General features: G+C 69.7%; 18 protein-coding genes. 8 read left to right on the forward strand and 10 right to left on the reverse strand.

Translation table 11 applies throughout. The features are described from left to right. Positions 1–2 precede the first annotated feature (2 nt). Genes ABD235_RS13615 through ABD235_RS13630 form a run of 4 tightly spaced genes read right to left on the reverse strand, consistent with a single transcriptional unit; the run spans position 3 to position 5,398 of the window. Positions 3–824, reverse strand: a complete 822-nt coding sequence (locus tag ABD235_RS13615; protein WP_344173934.1) for a carbohydrate ABC transporter permease — start codon at positions 822–824, stop codon at positions 3–5. Further along, positions 817–1,692, reverse strand: coding sequence for a carbohydrate ABC transporter permease (locus ABD235_RS13620; protein ID WP_344173936.1), 876 nt, complete (start codon positions 1,690–1,692; stop codon positions 817–819). The genes ABD235_RS13615 and ABD235_RS13620 overlap by 8 nt, the downstream gene beginning before the upstream one ends. Next, positions 1,689–2,954, reverse strand: coding sequence for an ABC transporter substrate-binding protein (locus ABD235_RS13625; RefSeq protein WP_344173938.1), 1,266 nt, complete (start codon positions 2,952–2,954; stop codon positions 1,689–1,691). Before ABD235_RS13625 ends, ABD235_RS13620 begins: the two co-directional genes overlap by 4 nt. Continuing rightward, positions 2,951–5,398, reverse strand: a complete 2,448-nt coding sequence (locus tag ABD235_RS13630; RefSeq protein ID WP_344173940.1) for an NPCBM/NEW2 domain-containing protein — start codon at positions 5,396–5,398, stop codon at positions 2,951–2,953. The genes ABD235_RS13625 and ABD235_RS13630 overlap by 4 nt, the downstream gene beginning before the upstream one ends. 204 nt (positions 5,399–5,602) lie before the next feature. Between ABD235_RS13630 and ABD235_RS13635 the strand changes: the two genes are divergently transcribed. Both ABD235_RS13635 and ABD235_RS13640 read left to right on the forward strand, forming a co-directional pair. Continuing rightward, positions 5,603–6,226 carry an NADPH-dependent FMN reductase gene (locus ABD235_RS13635; protein ID WP_344173942.1) on the forward strand — a complete coding sequence of 208 codons (624 nt, stop codon included), beginning with the start codon at positions 5,603–5,605 and terminating at the stop codon, positions 6,224–6,226. Beyond that, positions 6,223–7,395 (forward strand): MFS transporter, encoded by a 1,173-nt coding sequence (locus ABD235_RS13640; protein ID WP_344173944.1) that lies wholly within the window; start codon positions 6,223–6,225, stop codon positions 7,393–7,395. Before ABD235_RS13635 ends, ABD235_RS13640 begins: the two co-directional genes overlap by 4 nt. Here ABD235_RS13640 and ABD235_RS13645 read toward each other — a convergent pair. After that, the gene (locus ABD235_RS13645; protein WP_344173946.1) at positions 7,366–7,881 is read right to left on the reverse strand and encodes a sugar O-acetyltransferase; all 516 of its coding nucleotides are present in this window, start codon (positions 7,879–7,881) and stop codon (positions 7,366–7,368) included. The genes ABD235_RS13640 and ABD235_RS13645 overlap by 30 nt on opposite strands. Positions 7,882–7,962: 81 nt before the next feature. Between ABD235_RS13645 and ABD235_RS13650 the strand changes: the two genes are divergently transcribed. Continuing rightward, positions 7,963–8,880, forward strand: a complete 918-nt coding sequence (locus tag ABD235_RS13650) for a LysR family transcriptional regulator (protein WP_344173948.1) — start codon at positions 7,963–7,965, stop codon at positions 8,878–8,880. A gap of 6 nt (positions 8,881–8,886) precedes the next feature. Here ABD235_RS13650 and ABD235_RS13655 read toward each other — a convergent pair whose 3' ends face one another. Continuing rightward, a complete protein-coding gene (locus ABD235_RS13655; protein WP_344173950.1) occupies positions 8,887–9,732 on the reverse strand; it encodes an RNA polymerase subunit sigma-70 in 846 nt (281 codons plus the stop codon). Continuing rightward, on the reverse strand, positions 9,729–10,559 hold the full coding sequence (locus ABD235_RS13660) for an alpha/beta hydrolase (RefSeq protein ID WP_344173952.1): 831 nt from the start codon (positions 10,557–10,559) through the stop codon (positions 9,729–9,731). Before ABD235_RS13660 ends, ABD235_RS13655 begins: the two co-directional genes overlap by 4 nt. Before the next feature lie 106 nt (positions 10,560–10,665). Between ABD235_RS13660 and ABD235_RS13665 the strand changes: the two genes are divergently transcribed. Next, positions 10,666–11,784 carry an epoxide hydrolase family protein gene (locus ABD235_RS13665; protein ID WP_344173954.1) on the forward strand — a complete coding sequence of 373 codons (1,119 nt, stop codon included), beginning with the start codon at positions 10,666–10,668 and terminating at the stop codon, positions 11,782–11,784. Here the strand turns inward: ABD235_RS13665 and ABD235_RS13670 are convergent. Continuing rightward, entirely contained in the window at positions 11,750–12,991 is a 1,242-nt protein-coding gene (locus ABD235_RS13670; protein WP_344173956.1) for an RNA polymerase sigma factor, read from the reverse strand. The genes ABD235_RS13665 and ABD235_RS13670 overlap by 35 nt on opposite strands. Then, positions 12,991–13,344: a YciI family protein gene (locus ABD235_RS13675; RefSeq protein WP_344173958.1), complete on the reverse strand. Its 354-nt coding sequence runs from the start codon at positions 13,342–13,344 to the stop codon at positions 12,991–12,993. The genes ABD235_RS13670 and ABD235_RS13675 overlap by 1 nt, the downstream gene beginning before the upstream one ends. A gap of 218 nt (positions 13,345–13,562) precedes the next feature. On the opposite strand from ABD235_RS13675, the gene ABD235_RS13680 reads away from it, so the two are divergent. After that, entirely contained in the window at positions 13,563–15,758 is a 2,196-nt protein-coding gene (locus ABD235_RS13680; RefSeq protein ID WP_344173960.1) for a discoidin domain-containing protein, read from the forward strand. Here ABD235_RS13680 and ABD235_RS13685 read toward each other — a convergent pair. Next, positions 15,736–16,647 carry a helix-turn-helix domain-containing protein gene (locus ABD235_RS13685; RefSeq protein ID WP_344173962.1) on the reverse strand — a complete coding sequence of 304 codons (912 nt, stop codon included), beginning with the start codon at positions 16,645–16,647 and terminating at the stop codon, positions 15,736–15,738. The genes ABD235_RS13680 and ABD235_RS13685 overlap by 23 nt on opposite strands. 76 nt (positions 16,648–16,723) lie before the next feature. On the opposite strand from ABD235_RS13685, the gene ABD235_RS13690 reads away from it, so the two are divergent. Genes ABD235_RS13690 through ABD235_RS13700 form a run of 3 tightly spaced genes read left to right on the forward strand, consistent with a single transcriptional unit; the run spans position 16,724 to position 19,782 of the window. Next, the gene (locus ABD235_RS13690) at positions 16,724–18,043 is read left to right on the forward strand and encodes a glycoside hydrolase family 36 protein (protein ID WP_344173965.1); all 1,320 of its coding nucleotides are present in this window, start codon (positions 16,724–16,726) and stop codon (positions 18,041–18,043) included. Beyond that, positions 18,036–18,947, forward strand: a complete 912-nt coding sequence (locus ABD235_RS13695) for a carbohydrate ABC transporter permease (protein ID WP_344173968.1) — start codon at positions 18,036–18,038, stop codon at positions 18,945–18,947. The genes ABD235_RS13690 and ABD235_RS13695 overlap by 8 nt, the downstream gene beginning before the upstream one ends. 10 nt (positions 18,948–18,957) lie before the next feature. Further along, positions 18,958–19,782, forward strand: a complete 825-nt coding sequence (locus ABD235_RS13700; protein WP_344173970.1) for a carbohydrate ABC transporter permease — start codon at positions 18,958–18,960, stop codon at positions 19,780–19,782. Positions 19,783–19,786: the final 4 nt, after the last annotated feature.

A 19,786-nucleotide genomic window follows, 5' to 3' on the forward strand; every position in this document is an offset into this window, starting at 1 on the left:
CGTCACCCCTTCAGTCCGCTGTTCGCGATGCCGGCGAAGAACTGCCGCTGCAGCACGATGAAGACGACGACCAGCGGGAGCGTGCAGACCAGGGCACCCGCCATCAGCGTCGGGTAGTCCGTTCCGAACTGGCCCTGCAGACTCGCCAGCCCGACCGGGAGCGGCCGGGCGTCACCAGCCGGCGCGACGATCAGCGGCCAGAGCAGGTCGTTCCAGGAGTAGAGCGACGTCAGTACGGCGAGCGCGGCCAGCATCGGCCGTGCCATCGGCAGCATCACGCTCCAGAAGGTCCGGAAGGTGCCGGCGCCGTCGAGCCGCGCCGCCTCCTCGTACTCCTTCGGCATGGTCAGGAAGGCCTGCCGCATCAGAAAGGTGCCGAACGCCGAGAAGATGCCCGGGATCGCGAGCGCCGGCACCGTGTCGAGCAGCCCCAGCCCCTTCATGAGGTCGAACTGCCCGAGCAGGAACAGCTGGCTCGGAACCATCAGCATCAGCATGAACGACGCGAAGAGGACCTTCCGGCCGGGGAAGTTCAGCCGCGCGAACGCGTAGCCGGCCAGCGCGGCCACGAACACCTGGCCGACGACGCGCAGCACGAGCGAGGCCGCCGAGACGAGGAACTGCGCCCAGAACGGCGTGACCGCGAAGAAGCTGCGGTACCCCTTGGCCGTCGGGTCGGACGGGAACAAGGTCGGCGGCAGCGACGCGACCTCGTTGCTGGTCTTGAACGAGGTCAGGATCTCCCAGCCGAACGGCACGACCATCAGGGCCACGGCGATGATCAGGACGAGGTGGAGGCGCCACTGTCCTCGACGGTCAGTCATAGACGACCCATTTCTTCTGGAGCCTGAACTGCAGGGCGGTCACGAGCATGATGATCACCAGCAGGACGATCGCGATCGCCGCGGCGTACCCCTGCTTGAACTGCACGAAGGCCGCTTCGTAGAACAGGTAGACGATGGTCTTCGACCCGCTCAGCGCGGTGTTGTTGACGCTGCCGAGCATGATGAAGACCAGGTCGAACATCTGCAGCGCCGAGATCGTGGTCAGGATGGTCACGAAGAAGATGCTCGGGCTGAGCAGCGGCAAGGTGATCGAGAAGAACTGCCGCACCCGGTTGGCGCCGTCGAGCGCCGAGGCCTCGTACAGGTCGACCGGGATGTTCTGCAGCCCCGCGCCCAGGATGATCAGGTTCACGCCGAGCCCCATCCAGATCCCGACCACGGCGAACGCGTAGACGGCGAACCGGTCGTCGGCCACCCAGTACTCACCGGGCAGACCGACCAGCGACAGCACGTAGTTCAGCAATCCGAAGTCGCCGTTCAGGATGAAGCGCCAGACCATCCCCACCGCGACCGGCAGCGTCACCACCGGCAGGAAGAACAGCACCCGGTAGATCGCCCGGCCGCGCGACACCTGCTGGATGAGGGCGGCGAAGACGATCGCCAGCGGGATGCCGAGCAGCACGATCGCGGTGTACTTCGCCGAGTTGCCGAGCGCGGTCCAGAAGTCGGCGTCGGAGAGCAGCTTCTCGTAGTTGGCCAGGCCGGTGAACTCGGCCTGGCCGAAGACCGGCACCTTGCTGAAGCTCTTGACGAAGGTCGAGAGAAACGGCCAGAGGTAGAGGGCGGCCAGGCCGACGAACGCCGGAGCGATCATGGCGAAGGCCGCCCAGTCGGTGCGCTTCCTCATCCGTTCTCGGCCAGAACCTTGTCGATCGCGTCGGCGTACTGCGCGGTGGCGTCGGCGACCGAGACCTTCCCGTCCCACGCCGGCGTCAGGTACTTCGCCTGCAGCCCCTGCCACTCCGCGGCGTTGCCCTGCACCGGCAGCGGAACCGAGTACGCCTTGGCGTCGATGAAGACCTGCAGGTTCTCGAACTCCGGCATCGCCGCCATCCACGCCTTCTCCGTGCCCTGGTACGCCGGCAGCACGGCACCCGACTTGGCCTGGATGTTCGCCGCCTGCTCGCCACTGGCGAAGAGCAGGAACTTCTTCGTCTCCTCCGGGTGCTTGGTCCCGGCGTACCCGACGTTCTCGATCCCACTCGTCACGGTCGCCTGCTTGACGCCGGTCGGCAGCGGCGCGACGTCGACCTTGGCCCGGATCGCCGGGTTGTCGTAGAGCTTGAGCGCCCAGTAGGCGCCCGAGACGTACATCGCGACCTTGCCCTGCTCGAACATGGTCTCGGCCTCGGTGTCGGACAGTTGCTGCAGCGTCGGCGACGACTTGTCGGCCTGCAGGTCGGTCCAGAACTTGATCCCCGCCTGCGCCTCGGGGCTGTCGATGACCGACGTCTTGCCGTCGTCGGCGATCACCTTGCCGCCGGCCTGGAAGATGGAGTTGTAGTACCCGCCCTGGTAGTCCAGCGGCGCGGCCACACCCCACGTCCCGGCGGCCGGGTCGGTGAGCTTCTTCGCCGTCGCGCGGAAGTCGGCCCAGGTCCAGCCGGCCTTCGGGTAGGCGACGCCGGCCTTGTCGAACATCGCCTTGTTGAACCACACGGCGTTCGTGTCGACGTCCTTCGGGAGGCCGTAGAGCTTCCCGTCGCCCTGGTCGTACAGGTCGAGCACGGCCTTCGGGTAGTTGCCGAGGTCAACCTTCTGGTCCTTGACGGCGTCCGAGATGTCGAGCAGCTGGCCGCCGGCGGCGTACGGCCTGATCTGCTGCGCGAGCATCCAGAAGGCGTCGGGCGCCGTCCCGCCCGCGGCGCCGGTCTGCAAGGTGGACCAGAACTCCGGATAGGGCCGCTCCTGGATCTTCACCGTGATGTCCGGGTTCTCCTTGGTGAAGGCGGTGGCGATCTCCTGCATCGCGGGGGTCTGGGTCCCGGCCCAGATGCCGTACGTGATGGTCACCGGGCCGTCCGAGTCCGACGACTCACCGCCCGAGCACCCCGCCAGCAACGCCGCCACCATCACCAGTGCCGGCGGCAACAACGACCTTCTGTTCATGCGATTCCTTCCATCACCATGAGGCGGGCCGAAGCCCAGTCCACGTGCGCGGCTGGGTCACCGGCGGCGACCTCGCGGGTGGACAACGTCAGTACCTGCACCCCGGACACATCGAGGTCGAGCTCGGCCGCGGGCTCGCCCGCTTCCAGTACGACGGACCCGAGCTCCCGCCCGTCGCCGCTCACGACTGCTCGCGCGCGAGTTCCCGGCGTCTCGTCGTCGACCCCGACGCGGGCGGTGAACCGCCCGGCGTGCCCGCCGAAGTACAGCTCGACCGACGACGGCGTCGACACGCCCAGACCGTCCGCGAAGTACACCCCGGCCACATGCATCGGCGACCCGTCGGCCGGATTGCCGCCACCGTTGCTCTGATCGCGCTCGACCGGGCCGCTCTCGTTCTGGAAAGCCAGCATCGGCAGCGCCGAGACGCGGTGCACACCTGCCACCAGCGGAACCACGGCTCGCGCGTGGGCAATTGCCGGAGGCAACGAGGTGGACTCCACGGTGACCACGCCCAGCGATCCCGGCTCCAGGTCGCTCGGGGCCTGAATCCGCCACCGCTCGTGACCGAGCGGCTCTGCGCTCCAGCCGGGCGCAACCCGCACCCGCACACCAGCGGTCGTCGTCACAACAGCGGTGTTGTCAGCGTCGAGCACGGCCAGAGCCGGTACGACGGTCGGCGCGTCCGCCGCGACCCGCGGCGTCGACCGGAAGAGCTGCCCGTCGGAGACGATCGCCACGAATCCCCCGTTGAGGGCCAGCGAGACCTCGAACGAACGGCCGGACACCGTCCGTTCGGCCAACCCGCCGACCGCGTCCTCCACGATCCACGCGACCGGATCCGTCAGCCCGAGCCGATCCAGCTCGACCGTCACGACGCGTCGGTCTCCGACGGCGACGCATCCGACGTACCAGCGGTCGCCGCGGCGACGCGCGATCACGGCCTCGGTGTCCGGCGTCCCCGATAGCAGGACCGTCTCGTCCCACACCGGCGCAAGCTCGGCGAGGAACCGCGCGGCGAGCGGCCGCTCGGCGTACACGGCCACGTCGTCGGCGAAGTGCGTGATGCCGCACTCGAACACCACGCTGAGCGCCAGCTCGTGACCGTCGCTGGTGACCCGGCCGGGGGCCGAGAAGGCGACGGGCGTGTAGTCCATCGCCCCGACGACGTTGCGGGTGAACGGCTGGATCACGTTGTGCTCGGCGGTCAGCGGGGCGTCGTCGTAGAACACGTAGTACTCCGAACCGCGGATGGCCTCGTACCCGATGACCTGCGGCCAGGTCCGGGCCCAGCCACGCGGGATGACCGAGCCGTGGAAGTTCACCATCAGGCCGAGGCGCGCGGTCTCCCGCAGCACGGCGTCGTACCAGCGGTACCGGTCCTTCGACTCCGACTCCATGAAGTCGACCTTGATGCCGGCGACTCCCCACGAGCGCCACAGCGCCAACTGGGCGAGCTTCTCCGGGCCGTCGAGATCGTGCCAGACGGTCCACAGGTGCACCTGGACACCGCGCAGACTCGCGTACGCGACGATCTCCGGGACCCAGGTCTCCTCCCAGCCGCAGTCGATCAGCAGGTGCTCCCAGGAGAACTCGGCCGCGGCGTCGACGAAGCGTTTCTGCTGCGCGAGCTGGGCGCCGGAGTAGAAGTCCGACCACCACGACCACGCGGCGCGACCGGGTCTGATCCATTCGGCGGCGGCGAGCTCCGGGGTCACGGGCGACGCCAGTTCGTCGACGAGCAGCGACTCCACGACCTCCGCGAGGGAGCCGAGGACGAACACCCGCCAGGGCGTGACGTCACCTCGGGCGATCTCGACAGCGGTATCAGCGAGCTCGAAGCCGAGCGTCGTCCCCGACATCGCGGCGTGGGCTCCGGAGTACCGGCCGTCGATGCCCGACTCGGACACCAGCAGGTAGTCGTCACCGGACCGGGCGAGGAACGGAAACCCGTACGCGCCCGGTTCGAGGTCGGCGAGGTCGACACCGACGCGCGGGGTTTCGTACCAGGTCTGGTACTCGAGCACCCAGGCCCGCGAGAACGCCGAGAGATCGAGGCTGGTGTTGTCGGACGTGAGCATCGCGGTACCCGGCAGCTCGGGCATCGCGTACCGTACGGCGACTCCGTCGGCGCTCACGCGAACGCGGATCGTCCAGTCGCGGCCCGTCCCGGCGTGGTGAAGCTCGACCCGCAGCTCCCGGTGGTCGACCAGGTGCTCGCCACGCGCCTTGCCCGAGTGGGCGAACCACTTCTCGACCACCGCGAACTCCGACGAGCGCACGACCACCGAGCCCGCGCCGAGGTCGACACCGTCGACGCCGATGCCCAGGGCAACCACAGCGAGTGGTTGCCGCCGTCGGCTGACCGTCATCGCGATGGACGATTCGCCGACCACGACCGACGCCTCGAGACCGCCGTTCCCGACGAGCTGGCCCTCACCCACCACGGTCACTCCACACTTCCACAGGAGTGCTCCGGCCCTCCTTCGTGCTTGAACCCTAGCGATCCCGCACCCTGGCGAACATGGTCGTTCGGCGCCAGGACATGGACGATCCGACGAACCAGTTCGCTTGCGCCCAGCCCTGTCCGCACATCACCGCATGGCGGGACTTGACCTCAACCTTGGTTCAGGAGTGATGCTCGGACGATGCTGAACGAGTCCCTTCGACATCAGGCCGCGGGGTCGGCCTGCCCACGGACGTTCGAGCTCGGGATCGTGGTCGGCAGCACGCGACCGGGGCGGAAGGGTGCTGCGGTGGCGCAGTGGGCGCTCGAGGTCACCGGCGCTCACACCCGGTGCTCGGTAAGCCCCGTCAGGATCACCCTGCTCGATCTCGCCGACTTCGGCTTGCCGCTGCTGGACGAGCCGGTGCCTGCGGCGATGGGGGCACCGACCAAGGACCACACCCGCCGGTGGGCCGCGGCGGTCGGGGCCTGCGACGGGTTCGTGTTCGTCACTCCGGAGTACAACCACTCGCTGCCCGCGGCGCTGAAGAACGCGATCGACTTCGTCTGCACCGAGTGGCACGACAAGGCCGCCGGGCTGCTCGGCTACGGGGTCGCCGGCGGCGTACGGGCCGTGGAGCACCTGCGTCAGATCCTGGCCGAGGTGCGGGTCGCGGACGTTCGGACCGCCGTCGCACTGTCCCTGTACGACGACTTCGCTGGCGATTGCCCCGCGCCGCGCGCGCATCAGCACGTACAGCTGCGGCAAATGGTCGACGAGGTGATCGCCTGGTCGGGCGCGCTCAGCAGTTTGCGGCGCCGATGAGAGCTCGCGGGCAGTTGCTGCTGGTGCTGCTGCTGGGGTCGACGTTGACGGTGATGGCCGGGGCGATCCTGGCGCCGATTCTCGAGGTCGTACGGCGGGACCTGGCGCTGTCCGAGACCGAGACCGGGCTGGTGCTGACCGCGCACGCGGCGTCCTTGGCGGTCGTCAGCCCGCTCATCGGGCGCGCGATCGACCGCTTCGGCGTACGCGGGACGCTGGCCGCCGGGCTGGTCCTGTACGGCGTGGCCGGCGGGGCGGGGCTGGTGACGAGCGACTACTCCGCCTTGCTGGTCAGCCGCCTGGTCTTCGGCGTCGGCGCGGCGGCGGTCTTCACCGGCACCACGCTGCTTCTGCTGGAGTCCTTCGAGGGCGCCGCGCGGGATCGCGCGATGGGATGGAGGTCGTCGGCGATCAGTCTCGGGGGCCTGATCTGGCCGATCGCGGGCGGCGCGCTCGGCGGCCTCTCCTGGCATGCGCCTTTCGCGATCTACCTTGTCGGCGTACCGCTCGGCATCCTCACCCTCACCGCACTGCCGCGCCGGAGCGGGCTTCCCTCGACCGGCCGAACCACCCAGGGCTCCCTCGCGACCTTCGTCCTCGGCCGGCCCACCGTGATCCTGTACTACCTGATGCAGCTCGCCAGCTCGTTCCTGCTGTACGCCGTACTGATCTTCCTCCCGCTGCGCCTCGGCGAGGTCGGCGTCACGAAGCCGCTGCTGGTCGCGCTCTGCACGGCGATCCTGTCGGCGGCCATGACCGTCGTCGGCCTCAAGTACGCGTCCCTGCGGAAAGCCGTCAGCGACGTCGGGCTGCTCCGCGTCGCCTTCCTGATCTGGGCGGTGGCCCTGGCCGGCCTCGGCGTCGCCCGCGAGCCCGCGCTGATGATCGCCGCGGCGGCCGTCTTCGGCCTGGGGATGGGCGTCGTCGTCCCGACACTGACCCTCCTCATCGGCGAGGCCGCGGCCCCGGAGCTCCGGGGCCGCGCGACCGCCGTACTGGCGACCATCACCTTCGGCGGCCAGGTGATCGTCCCGTTGCTCCTCGGCCCCCTGGCCGCGGCCACGTCGACCCCGACCGCCTTCACCGCCGCCGCGACTCTGGCGGCCGGCTTCCTCCTTGTTCTCCTGAGGATGCCGACTTCAGAGCGTGCGGACGACCCTCGCCGGTGAGCCGACGACGAGCATGCGCGGCGGTACGTCGCGCGTGACGACCGCTCCGGCGCCGATCACCGAGTCCTCCCCGACCGTCACCCCCTGCAGAACCATCGCCGAGGCGCCGATCCAGACGTCGTGCCCGATCCGGATCGGCGCCGCGGTGATGCCCTTGCGGCGCTCCGCGGGCGCGACCGGGTGCCCGGAGCTGATCAGGCTCACGTCCGGCCCGATCATCACCCGGTCCCCGATCTCGATCCCGCCGATGTCGTTGAACCGGCACCCCTGGTTGACGAAGACGTTCCGGCCGATCCGGACGTTGACCCCGTGGTCGGAGTACACCGGCGGGATCAGGTGAAAGGTCTCGTCGACCGGCTGCCCGGTCAACTCGCTCCACGTCGCCAGGATCGCCGCCTGGTCGTCGTACGGCAGCTTGTTGAGTCGCTCGGTCACGCCGATCGCCCGAACGACACGCTCACGGAAGGACGGTCCAGAAGTCTCCATGGGAGCAACCCAACCAACGCGCCCGACGAGCGCGCAAACAACCGGCCGCACAACGTCCGGTTGTCCGCCTACAGTGTCCGCGTGGACCTCGAGGCCGTCCGGACCTTCGTGACAGCAACCGACGTCGGCCAGTTCCAGGCCGCCGCGGACGAGTTGCGCATCACCCAGCAGGCGGTGTCCAAGCGCATCGCGGCGCTCGAGCGGGAGCTCGGCGTCCTCCTGTTCACCCGGTCACCGCGGGGCGCCCGGCTGAGCGTCGAGGGTGAGACCTTCCTGCCCCACGCCCGCGAGCTGCTCCGGGTCGCGCAGCAGGCGGAGGCGTCGGTGCGACCGGTACGCCGTGCGCTGCGCATCGACGTACTCAATCGCCGGACCGCGCCGGCCGCCGCGCTCCACGCCTTCCACCGGCTGCACCCCGAGATCGAGCTGGACATCGTCGAGCTGCCGGATGCCACCGTCGACGAGGCAACCAAGGCCGTTGCCGAAGGCGCCATTGATGCCACCTTCCGATACCCGCGACACCGGGTTCCCACGCCGGCACGTGCCGAGCGCGTCATCGACGATCGGCATCAGTTGCTGGTCGGCCCGCGGCACCCACTCGCCTCGGCCGCGCGGCTCACGCTTGCCGAGCTGGCGGAGTACCCGGTCTGGATGCCTGGCCTGCCGGCCGATTCCGAATGGGGTTCGTACTACGCCGCGCTCGCGGCGACCTTCGGTCTCGAGATCGTCACCACCGGACCGAGCTTCGGGATCGAGGTGCAGCTCGACGAGCTCACCGCCTCCGCCGACCTCGCCACGCTCGTCGGCGAAGGCACGCGCTACCTCTGGCCCGAGGCGTACGGCCTGCGCCGGATCCCGATCGTCAAGCCGATCCCTGTCTACCCGCACTCGCTCATCTGGCGGGACGACAACCCGCATCCGGGTCTGGCCATCTTCCTCGACCATCTCCGAACGGCGCGAGCTGCCGTCGCCGCAGAGCGCACCTGGGTGCCCGCCTGACTTCGATCAGCTGAAGCGCTCGACCAGGGCCGGGGCGTCGAAGACCGTGATGGCGGCGATTCCGTCGTGCCGGGCGTCCAGGACCGCCAGGCCGTACGGCTTGCCTTTCAGGTAGGCGATCGCGGCGGGCTGGCCGTTGGCGGTGGTGGGGGTCATCCGCCAGTCGCCCGGCTCGCCCATGGCGGCCTGGAAGATCGGCACGCACTCGGTCAGGCCGTCGTACCAGCGTCGGCCGGGCAGGATCTCGAGCTTGATGTCCGAGCGCAGGACCTCGACCAGTACGTCGACCTCCGCGTTCTGGAACGCCGTGACGTACGCGTCGAGGAACCGGCGCGCCTCGGCGGCGTCCGGCTCGACGATGTCGTCCGGCTGCAGGTCGGCCTCCTTCAGTTGCGCCCGGGCGCGCTGCAGGCTGCTCTTGACCGCGGCGACCGAGAGGTCGAGCATCTCGCCGACCTCGGCCGCCGGGAACGCCAGTACTTCGCGCAGCAACCACACCGCGCGCTGGGTCGGCGGCAGCATCTGCAGGCCCGCGACCAGCGCCAGCCGTACGTCGTCGCGCGTGGCGGCGTACGGCTCCACCCACTCGCCCACCTGATCCGTCGTACTCAAGGCCGACGGCAACGCCCGCCGCGTCCGGCCCTCCAGCGCCGTCAGCGACACGTTGGTCGTGATCCGGTACAGCCAGGTCCGCACCGACGACCGCTGCTCGAACTTGTCCCAGGCCCGCCAGGCCCGCACCAGCGCGTCCTGTACGGCGTCCTCCGCGTCGGCCCACGACCCGAGCATCCGGTACGAGTACGCGACGAGCTCCCGCCGGAGCGGCTCCGTGGCCGTCGCGAAGTCGGTCATGACCCCAGTATCTGCCGCAACCATCCGCCCGCCCTTCCGATCGCGTCGTCGGCCACCGTGGTGTTCCCGGCGGTCATCTGGAACGTGTGCAGCTCACCGGGGAACACCTCGAGCTGGACGTCGACACCGGCCGCGCGCATCCGGTCGGCCAGCATCCGGCTGTCGTCGAGCAGGCCCTCCTCGCCACCGACCTGGATGTACGTCGGGGCGAAGCCGCGGTAGTCGGCGTGCAGCGGAGACGCCGCCGGCGTCCGGGGATCGGCGCCCGCCAGGTACGCGGCACCGAGCCCGCGGACCGTCTCGCGCGCGAAGAACGGGTCGGTGCTCGTGTCGTACGACTCGCCGGCCGCTTCGAGATCGGTCCAGGGCGAGATCAGATACAGGGCGCGCGGCTGGGGAAGCCCTTCGTCGCGCGCCCGCAGGGCGACGCCGAGCACGAGCGTGCCGCCGGCGGAGTCACCCACCAGCGCGACCGGGTGCTCGGCGGCCAGCCGGCGATAGGTGCTGACCACCGCGTCGAGCTGGCTCGGGTAGACGTGCTCGGGAACGAGCGGGTACTCCACGGCGTACGCCGAAGTCCCCGCCGCGTTCGCGATGTGTCCGAACAGCTTGCGGTGGCTGGCCACCGATCCACCGACGAAACCGCCGCCGTGGATCGCCAGCAGCACCGCGTCGTTCGCCGTCACCTCCGGCCGCAGCCAGAGCTCGTCGCCCACCCATTCCTCACGGATCGCCTTGGGCTCGGCGGTCAGCTCCTCCCACGGGATCGAACGGTCGTTGGCAGCGGAGCGCTGCCAGTGGTCACGGTTGATGTCTTGGTTGCTCATACGGACTAGACCCGGCCCGGCCGCAAAAGGAATCGAAATGTCGAGTTGTCGTCCGGCCGTCCGACGTCCGCCCCAGATGCTGACCACCACGAAGGAGCCACCCGCGATGAAACCGTTCCGGATCCAGGTCACCGATCAGGCACTCGACGAGCTGCGGGCGCGGCTCGCCGGCGTACGGCGTCAGGCGCCACCCGGCAGCACGGCGGCGGTCGAGGAGCTCGTCGAGTACTGGCGTGATCACTACGACTGGCGCGCCTGGGAGGCGAAGCTCAACCAGTATCCGCAGTTCAGCACGACCATCGACGGCGCGACTGTTCACTTCCTGCACATCAAGTCGCCGGAGCCGGCGGCCCTGCCGCTCGTGCTCACCCACGGCTGGCCCGGGTCGGTCGCGGAGTTCCTGGATCTCATCGGACCGCTCAGCGATCCCCGGCGACACGGCCTCGATCCCAGCATCGCGTTCGACCTGGTCATCCCCTCGTTGCCGGGTTTCGCCTGGTCAGGCCCGACCTCCGGCGGCTGGGGGCCGCGCCGGATCGCGCGGGCGTGGGCGGTCCTGATGCGGCGGCTCGGCTATCGCCGGTACGGTGCCGCCGGCAACGACTGGGGATCGATCATCTCGCCCGAGCTCGGGCGGATCGCCCCGGACGAGGTGGTCGGCGTCCACGTGACGCAGCTGTTCTCGCTCCCGGACGGCGAGTCCATGGCGTTCCTCCCCACCAGCGAGCCGGCTGACCTGGACCAACTGAGCCCGCCGGACCGCCAGGCGCTGCAGGCGCTCCGGTCCCTGCAGCGCGAGGGCGCCGCCTACAGCCACATCCACACGCAGCGGCCCACCACGCTGGGGTACGCGCTGTCGGACTCGCCGATCGGGCTGCTGGCCTGGAACCGTCAGGTGATGAGCGACCTCGACCCCGATCGGCTTCTCACCCACGTCTCGACGTACTGGCTGACCGGAACCGCCGGTTCCTCGCTGCAGATCTACGCCGAAGCCGAGCGCGAGGATCCGATCGACTCCCCCACCACGGTCCCTCTCGGCCTCGCCCAGTTCGCCGACGACATCCAAGCCATCAGGCACTACGCCGCGCGCGACCACGCCAACATCGTGTCCTGGAACGTCTACGACCGCGGCGGCCACTTCGCGGCGCACCAGGAACCCGACCTGCTCATCGAAGACCTGCGCAGCTTCTTCACGGCTCAGGCAGGTGCGCCTGGACCTCGGTGAGGCGGTTGGTGAGGAAGGTGCGTTCGACGTCGTTGTCGGTGAGAGCCAGGGCCTCCTGGTACGCCTCGGCCGCGGGCTGCCAGGACTGGAGCCGGCGGAGGAAGTCGGCGCGGGCGGCGCTCAGATAGCCGTACGTCGCGAGCGCCGGTACGTCGAGCAACGGGTCGAGTTCGGCGAGCCCGGCGCGTGGGCCGTCCCGCAGGCCGATGGCGACCGCGCGGTTGAGCTGGACGACGGGCGTCGGCCAGAGGGTGAGCAGTACGTCGTACAGGCCGACGATCTCCGACCAGTCGGTGTCCTGCCAGGTCGGCGCCTCGGCGTGGACGGCGGCGAGCGCGGCCTCGACGGCGTACCTCGTCGGTGGTTGCCGGCGCAGCGCATCGGTCAGCAGGGCGACGCCTTCGGTGATCAGCGACATGTCCCACAGCGCCCGGTCCTGCTCCGCGAGCAGCAGCAGTTGCCCGCTGCTCGACACCCGCGCGGCCCGACGTGCGTCGACGATCAGCAGCAAGGCGAGCAGCCCGGCGACTTCCGCGTCGGTGGGCATCAGCAGATGCAGCAAGCGGGCCAGGTCGATCGCGCTCTCGACCAGGTCCTGCCGGACGAGCTCGGTGCCGATGGGTGCGGTGTGGCCGGTGCTGAAGATCAGGTGGACGACGTCGAGCACCGTCCGCACCCGCTCGGCGAGGTGGTCCGCCGACGGGACGCGGTACGGGATGCCGGCCACGCTGATCTTCTTCTTGGCCCGGGTGATCCGCGCGGCCATCGTCGACTCCTGCACCAGGAACGCGTGCGCGACCTCGGCCGTCGACAGGCCGCACACGAGCCGCAGCGTCAGCGCGACCCGCGCGTCAGGACTCAGCGCGGGGTGACAGCAGGTGAAGATCAGCCGCAGCCGGTCGTCGTCCAGCCCGTCCTCGGGTCCGGGCACGGACTCCTCCGGCACCAGCAGCGGCAGCGCACGCCGTACGACGGACTCTCGGCGGAGCAGATCCAGGGCGCGGTTGCGTGCCGTGGTCGTGAGCCAGGCGCCCGGCCGCTGCGGGATCCCCATCCGCGGCCAGGTCTCCAGCGCCTGGACGAACGCGTCCTGGGTGCACTCCTCGGCCAGGTCGAGGTCGCGGATCACCTGCGCGGTCGTGGCGAGCACCTGCGCCCACTCGCCGCGGTGGGCCTGCGCCACCGCGGCGACGACCTCGTCGGTCATCAGCGAACGACCACCGGGCGGATCTCCACCCCGCTGTGCGACGCGTGGACCTCCGGCAGCAGCTCGGTCAGGGCGATCACCTCGTCCAGGTCGGAGGCCTCGACCAGGTAGTAGCCGCCGACCGCTTCCTTCGTCTCCAGGAACGGCCCGTCGGTCGTCGTCACCCGCCCGGAGGCCGCGTCCGTCCGTACGGTCGTCGCCGCGATCGACGCGAGCTCCAGCTCGTGGCTGGACAGGACCTTCGCCGCCGCCGCGAACTCCTTGTGCGCCGCGGCGTGCGCGACCTCCTGCTCCGAGCTCATCGCCGCCCACTCGGCCGCGTCGCCGTAGATGAGAATCAGGTACTTCGCCATCGTGTCCGTCCCTTCGTGTGCCGCCCCCAGTTGGGCCGCTTACCTGAACGACGAGACCGACGGTCCCGAAATCGACATCCCGCCCGAGAATTCTCGGCCGGACCGCAAAACGACCGGCGGCGGTAGCCGGATCGTGTAGGGAGTCAGCAACTCCGGGGATGGTTTGTGTTCACGGGTGCTGGCTACGTTGCAGTCCGGTTCGAGGACGGGAGCAGCGGATGAGGTTCAGGGTTCGGACGGCGCTGGCTGTGGTGGCGGCTCTGGTGGGGGGTGCGGTCACGGCGCCGGCGCAGGCGGAAGCCGCGATTCCCGTGCAGTTGTTGAGCATCACCGACCTGCACGGGTACCTGTCGGAGGCGGAGAACCTGACCATCAACGGCCTGCAGGTCGGTGGGGCCGGGTACCTGAAGGCGCACCTCGATCGGCTGCGCGAGGGGCAGCCGAACTCGTTCCTGATCGGGTCCGGCGATCAGTTCAGCGGGTGGCCCGACTACACGCAGGCGTTCGCGAACGAGCCGACGATCGAGGTGCTGAACGCGTTCGGGATGGACTTCGACGTGGCCGGGAACCACGAGTTCGACCGGGAGTTCCCGTTCCTGCAGCGGATGGTGTCCGGCAGCTGCTACGGCAAGCCGGGCTTCGACAGCTGCTTCACGGACTCCACCGGCCGCGCCTTCCACGGCGCCGACTACGCGTACCACGCGGCGAACGTGGTCGACCGCCGGACGAAGCGGCCCGCGCTGCCGCCGTACTGGATCACCTCGGTGCCGAAGCCCGGTGGCGGCACGGTGAAGCTCGGCGTGATCGGCCTGGCCTTCCCCGGTACGCCGACCGAGTCCCTGTCGATCGAGGGCTCCGGCTTCGACTTCCAAGCGCTGGTCGGTACGGCGAACCGCGCCGCCGCCGAACTGAAGGCGCAGGGCGTCGAGGCGATCGCGGTCAGCATGCACGAAGGCGGCCAGCAGGGCGGCCAGTTCAACGACTGCCTGAACCCGACCGGCCCGATCTTCGACGCCGCCCGCGCGATGTCGCCCGACATCGACGTGATCCTCGGCGGCCACTGGCACACCGCGTTCAACTGCATGGTCCCCGACCCGAACGGCGTCCCGCGCCCGGTCCTGGAGGCCTCCAACCACGGCCGCGTCCTCGGCGAGGTCAATCTCAATCTCGACCCGGAGACCGGCGACGTCATCCGCTCCGCGACGACAGCGACCAACCACGCGGTGACCAAGGACCTCACGCCCGACCCAGGAGTCCAGAAGATCGTCAAGTACTGGACCGACCGCTGGGCCGCCCGCCAGAACGAGCCGCTCGCCCGGCTGGACCGCGACCTCGACTTCTCGACCACGGCCGAGAGCCGCACCGGCAACTTCGTCGCCGACCTGTACCACGACGAGGCCGCCCCGCACCGCAGCGGCGACGCCGACCTCGCGCTCGTCCCGGCCGACCTCGGCGTCGACGTGATCGCAGCCGGCCTGAAGTACGCCCCCGGCAACCAACCCACCGACGCGCCCGGCCGCGTCCTGTACGGCGAAGCCTGGCCGGTCGCCGGCATCTCGCCGATCACGACCCAGTCCCTGACCGGCCGCGAGCTCGACGCGGTCCTCGAGCAGCAGTGGATCCCTCCGGCGTACGGATGCCAACGGCTGTCCTCGCTGGCGATCTCCAAGAACGTCCGCTACACCTACGACCTCGGCGCGGCACCCGGCAACCGCGTCGACCCGCGGCAGGTCTTCATCGACGGCCGGAGGCTCGATCTCAACCGCACGTACCGCGTCGCGACGACCGCGGTGCTGCCGCTGCACGGCGCGCAGTACGGCTACCCGGCCTTCGAGCAGCCGAGGAACCTGGTCCGGGCCCCGAGGATGGGCCAGGAGGTCTTCCTCAACCACCTCCGCACCCACCCGTCGATCAAGGCTCCCGCACTCGGCCGCGTCACCGCGATCCCCGGTACGCCGAAGCCCGTCGACGGCCCGTTCGGACCCCTGAAACTCCTGCCCCAGCAGGAGATGACGGCTACCGCGACCAGCCAGGGTTCGGCGGCGTACGCCGCGCCGTACGCCATCGACGGCAAGTGCTCGACCATGTGGCACTCCAACTGGAGCCCACCCGCGCCGCTCCCGCAGTCGATCACGCTGGACCTCGGCACCACCCGGTCGATCGAGGCCCTGATCTACACCCCACGCCAGGACGCCGCCGTACCGAACGGCCGGATCTCCTCCTACGACGTCCAGGTGAGTGCCGACGGCAACACCTTCCGGTCCGTGGCCACCGGCAACTGGGACGGCACGGTCGACGCCAAGATCGCCCGCTTCCCGGCCGGTACGACGGCCCGCTACGTGAAGCTGATCGGCCTCGCCGGCGGCGCCGACTACGCCGCAGCGACCGAACTCAACATTGCCCTGGGTTCCTGACCGATCGCCGGTAGTCGCTCGGCGAAGCCCCGAACCGGCGGCCGAACTGGCGACTGAAGTAGTGCGGCGACTCGAAGCCGACGGCGCGAGCGACCTGTCCGACGGACATGTCGGTCGCGCCGAGCAGCTCGGACGCGCGCTGCAACCGCAACCCGACCACGACGCTCATGATCGAGTCGCCCACCTGCTCCTTGAAGAGGTGGGCGAGCCGGGACACCGAGACCTGCGCCAGCCCGGCGAGTGAGTTCAGCGTGTGCGCCCGCGCCGGGTCGGACGTCACCGCGTCGAGCACGAGCTGCACCCGCGGATCGAGCGAACGAGTCTCCCGGCGCAGGCTGCTCGCGGCGACGAGCAGGACCTCCTCGATCCCGTTCATCGTGAGCTGGACGGCCAGGTTCTGCTCGAGCAGGTGCAGCTCCGTGTCGCCGGTCGGTGAGAGCCCCGCGCGTTGTGCGTCCCGGTGCAGCCGCGCGAAGGCGGACACCAGCCGGTCCGTCTCCGACGGCCGGGTCAGCCGCACGTACGACAGCCCGGGCATTGCCTGCGGCAATGACCACCAGGTGTGCCAGTCACGCCGCGGCTGGAAGTGCGCCCACCAGGTCTCCCAGTAGGTGCCGACCGTGCCGTAGTCGTGCTCGGTCCCCGGACTGACCAGCACGAGATCCCCGACGCGCAGCGTGAGCGAGTCCCCACCGATCCGGTACCGGCCGGTGCCGCCGGCCGTGTAGAGCAGGTACCAGCTTCCGACGCCGTCCGGCCGGACCACGCGGTAGTCGCCGCCGCTGTGGAAGTGGCCGGTCACCAGCTTGCTGGGCGGCGGGATCTCGCTGTAGAGCTCGATCAGCACCTGAGTAGCAAGATCGTGCTCGTAGTCAGCAGGCTCTGTCATGGTGCACCCTTCGCGCGGGTCCTTAGATTACCCATCCAGCAGCAAGATCCTGCAACCCCGACGAAGTGAGGATCCCGTGGGCTTTCGTACCGTCACCGAGCTCGTGCACGACACCACCACCCGGATCTTCGAGCACGGGTGGCAGTCGTGGAGCCCCAGCGGCTGGTACGACGTGACCGCGCATCCGCCCAGGCCGACGGCCCCCAACCACCACGTGATGGCCTACCGGCCGGACGTCGCGGCGGGCCGCTTCCAGGGCGAGGGCCTGCTCGCGGTCGCGACCGGCGGCGAGGTCACCGTCGTCGCGGCGCTCTCCCCCGACGTCGTCCCGTCGATCCGCTGCGAGGTCGACGGCGACCGCCTCCTGATCACCGCCGACGGCGAGGTCGAGGTGACCACCAGCACCCAGGGCAACCCGAACCAGTCGCTCGCCGACTGGGCCGACACGTTCGCCGCGCAGTACCACCCCTCCGTGCGGGTCTTCGGCCCGTCCTGGTGCAGCTGGTACGCGTACTGGGGCAAGGTCACCGAGCGGGACGTGATGAACGAGGTCCGTCAGTTCGACCAGCACGGGCTCAGCGTCGACCTGGTCCTGCTCGACGAGGGCTATCAGGCCGAGATCGGCGACTGGCTGACGCCCCGCGACGACTTCGGCTCGACCGTCCGGCTCGCCTCCGACATCCGCGCCGGCGGCCGGCGGGCCGGGATCTGGGTGGCGCCGTTCCTGGTCGGCAGCAGGAGCGAGACCGCCCGCCGGCATCCCGAGTGGCTCGTCCCCGGCATCACCGCGGGGACGAACTGGGGCCAGGAGCAACTGGTCCTGGACGTCACGAACCCCGCTGCGGCGAGGCATCTGCAGGACGTGTTCACCGAGCTGTGCCGCCAGGGCTACGACCACTTCAAGCTCGACTTCTGCTACGCCGGCGCGATCGAGGGTCGCCGGCACGACCAGGTCGACGGCATCACGGCGTACCGGCACGGGCTGCGGCTGATCCGTGAGGTGGTCGGACCGAACAGGATCCTGCACGGCTGCGGCGCCCCGATCCTGCCGAGCCTCGGCCTGGTCGACTGCATGCGCGTCTCCCCCGACACCGACCCGCTGGTCGATCCGCCGTCGGGCGACATCAGCCAGCCCGGTCAGCGCGGCGCCCGGTCGACCTCGGTGGCCCGCGAGTTCCTGCACGGCCGCTGGTGGGCGAACGACCCCGACTGCCTGATCGTCCAGCCCGACATCCAGGACCGCGAGGCCTGGGCCGACCACGTCAATCACTCTCCCGGCTTGCGGATGTCCAGCGACCCGATCGGCGCGCTCGACCGGTGGGGCCTCGACCGGACCCGCGAGCTGCTGACGCCGAGCTCGGCGAGGCCGCATCCGTTGAGGACCTTCGATGCTTAAGCCGGCCCACCGACCAGTACGCCGTACGCAACGCCGCCGGCAGGCGCTGGCCGGCTACGCCCTGCTCGCCCCTAGCCTGGTCGGCGTCCTGGGCTTCCTGCTCGCGCCGGTCGTCATCGTGATCGTGCTCAGCCTGTTCGACTGGAAGTTGCTCGCGGCCCCGGAGTTCATCGGGCTGGCGAACTACCGCGAACTGCTCGGCGACCGCGAGGTCTGGCACTCGTTCCTGGTCACTGGGTACTACGTCCTGATCTGCGTGCCCGGTACGACGATCCTGTCGCTGCTGCTCGCGCTGCTGGTCGACCGCAAGCTGCGCGGGATGAAGTACTTCCGGGCGCTGCTGGTGATTCCGTGGATGGCGACCCCGGTCGCGATGGGACTGGTCTGGGCGTGGATCTTCGACCCCGGCCAGGGCGCGCTGAACCAGTTCCTCGGCCTCTTCGGACTCGACGGCCCGGCCTGGTTGTCGTCCTCGCTGCTCGCGATGCCGAGCGTCGCCGCCGTGCACATCTGGCAGTTCGCGGGCTACAACATGTTGTTCTTCCTGGCCGGACTGCAGAACATCCCGGCGTCGTTGCGCGAGGCATCCTCCCTCGACGGCGCCTCACCGGTCGCGCACTTCTTCGGCATCACCCTGCCGCTGCTGCGTCCGACGATGCTGTTCGTGCTGATCACCAACGTGATCGGTTCGTTCCAGGCCTTCGACACGATCTTCGTGATGACCGAGGGCGGCCCGGGCGACAGCACCGAAGTCGCCACCTACCTGATCTACGACGAGGCGTTCCGCAAGTTCGACTTCGGCTACGCCGCCACGATCTCGGTCCTGTTGTTCCTGGTCATCCTCGCGGTGACCGTCGCCCAGTTCGCCTACTTCGAGCGTCGTACGACGTACGACCAGTCCTGAGGAGGTGACCATGTCCAGAACTCGCCTGCCCATCAGCCTGCTCTGCTACGGCGTCCTGGTGGCCGGCTGCCTGCTCGCGGTCTTCCCGTACCTGCTGACCGTGCTGACCGCCTTCAAGGGCCCGGGGCAACTGTCAGAGACGATGCCGTGGGAGCCGGGGCTGCCGCCGAGCACGGCCGCGTTCGACCGGCTGTTCGCGTCCGGCTTCGGCGGCTACCTGGTCAGCTCGACGCTCGTCACGGCCGGCATCACCGCCGGGCAGATCGTCTTCGCCGTCCTGGCGGCGTACGCCTTCGCCCGGTTGTCGTTCCCCGGCCGGGACGCCTTGTTCTGGGTGTATTTGTCGACACTGATGGTGCCGCCGGTGGTCACGATGATCCCGCTCTACCTGATGATGCAGAAGCTCGGCCTGGTGGACACCTGGGCCGGACTGATGCTGCCCACGATGCTCGGTACGCCGTACGCGATCTTCCTGCTCCGGCAGTTCTTCCGCAGCATCCCCGCCGACCTGGAGGACGCCGCCCGGATCGACGGCGCCGGCCGGGTCCGGACCCTGCTGTCGATCGTGCTGCCGCTGTCCCGGCCGATCCTGGTCACCGTCACCACGCTCGCCGTGGTGGCGAACTGGAACAGTTTCCTGTGGCCGCTCATCATCACCAGCAGCGAGGACAAACGCCTGCTTCCGCTCGGGATCGCGCTGTTCAAGGGCGAGGTCGGAGTCGACTACAACGCCGTGATGGCCGGCAGCCTGATCGCCCTCGTGCCGCTGCTGGTGCTGTTCGTGTTCTTCCAGCGCTTCATCGTCCGCTCGGTCGCCGTCACCGGGCTCAAGTAGTTCA

Origin of the sequence: Kribbella lupini (genome assembly GCF_039529595.1) — a bacterium.
GTDB lineage: Bacteria > Actinomycetota > Actinomycetes > Propionibacteriales > Kribbellaceae > Kribbella > Kribbella lupini.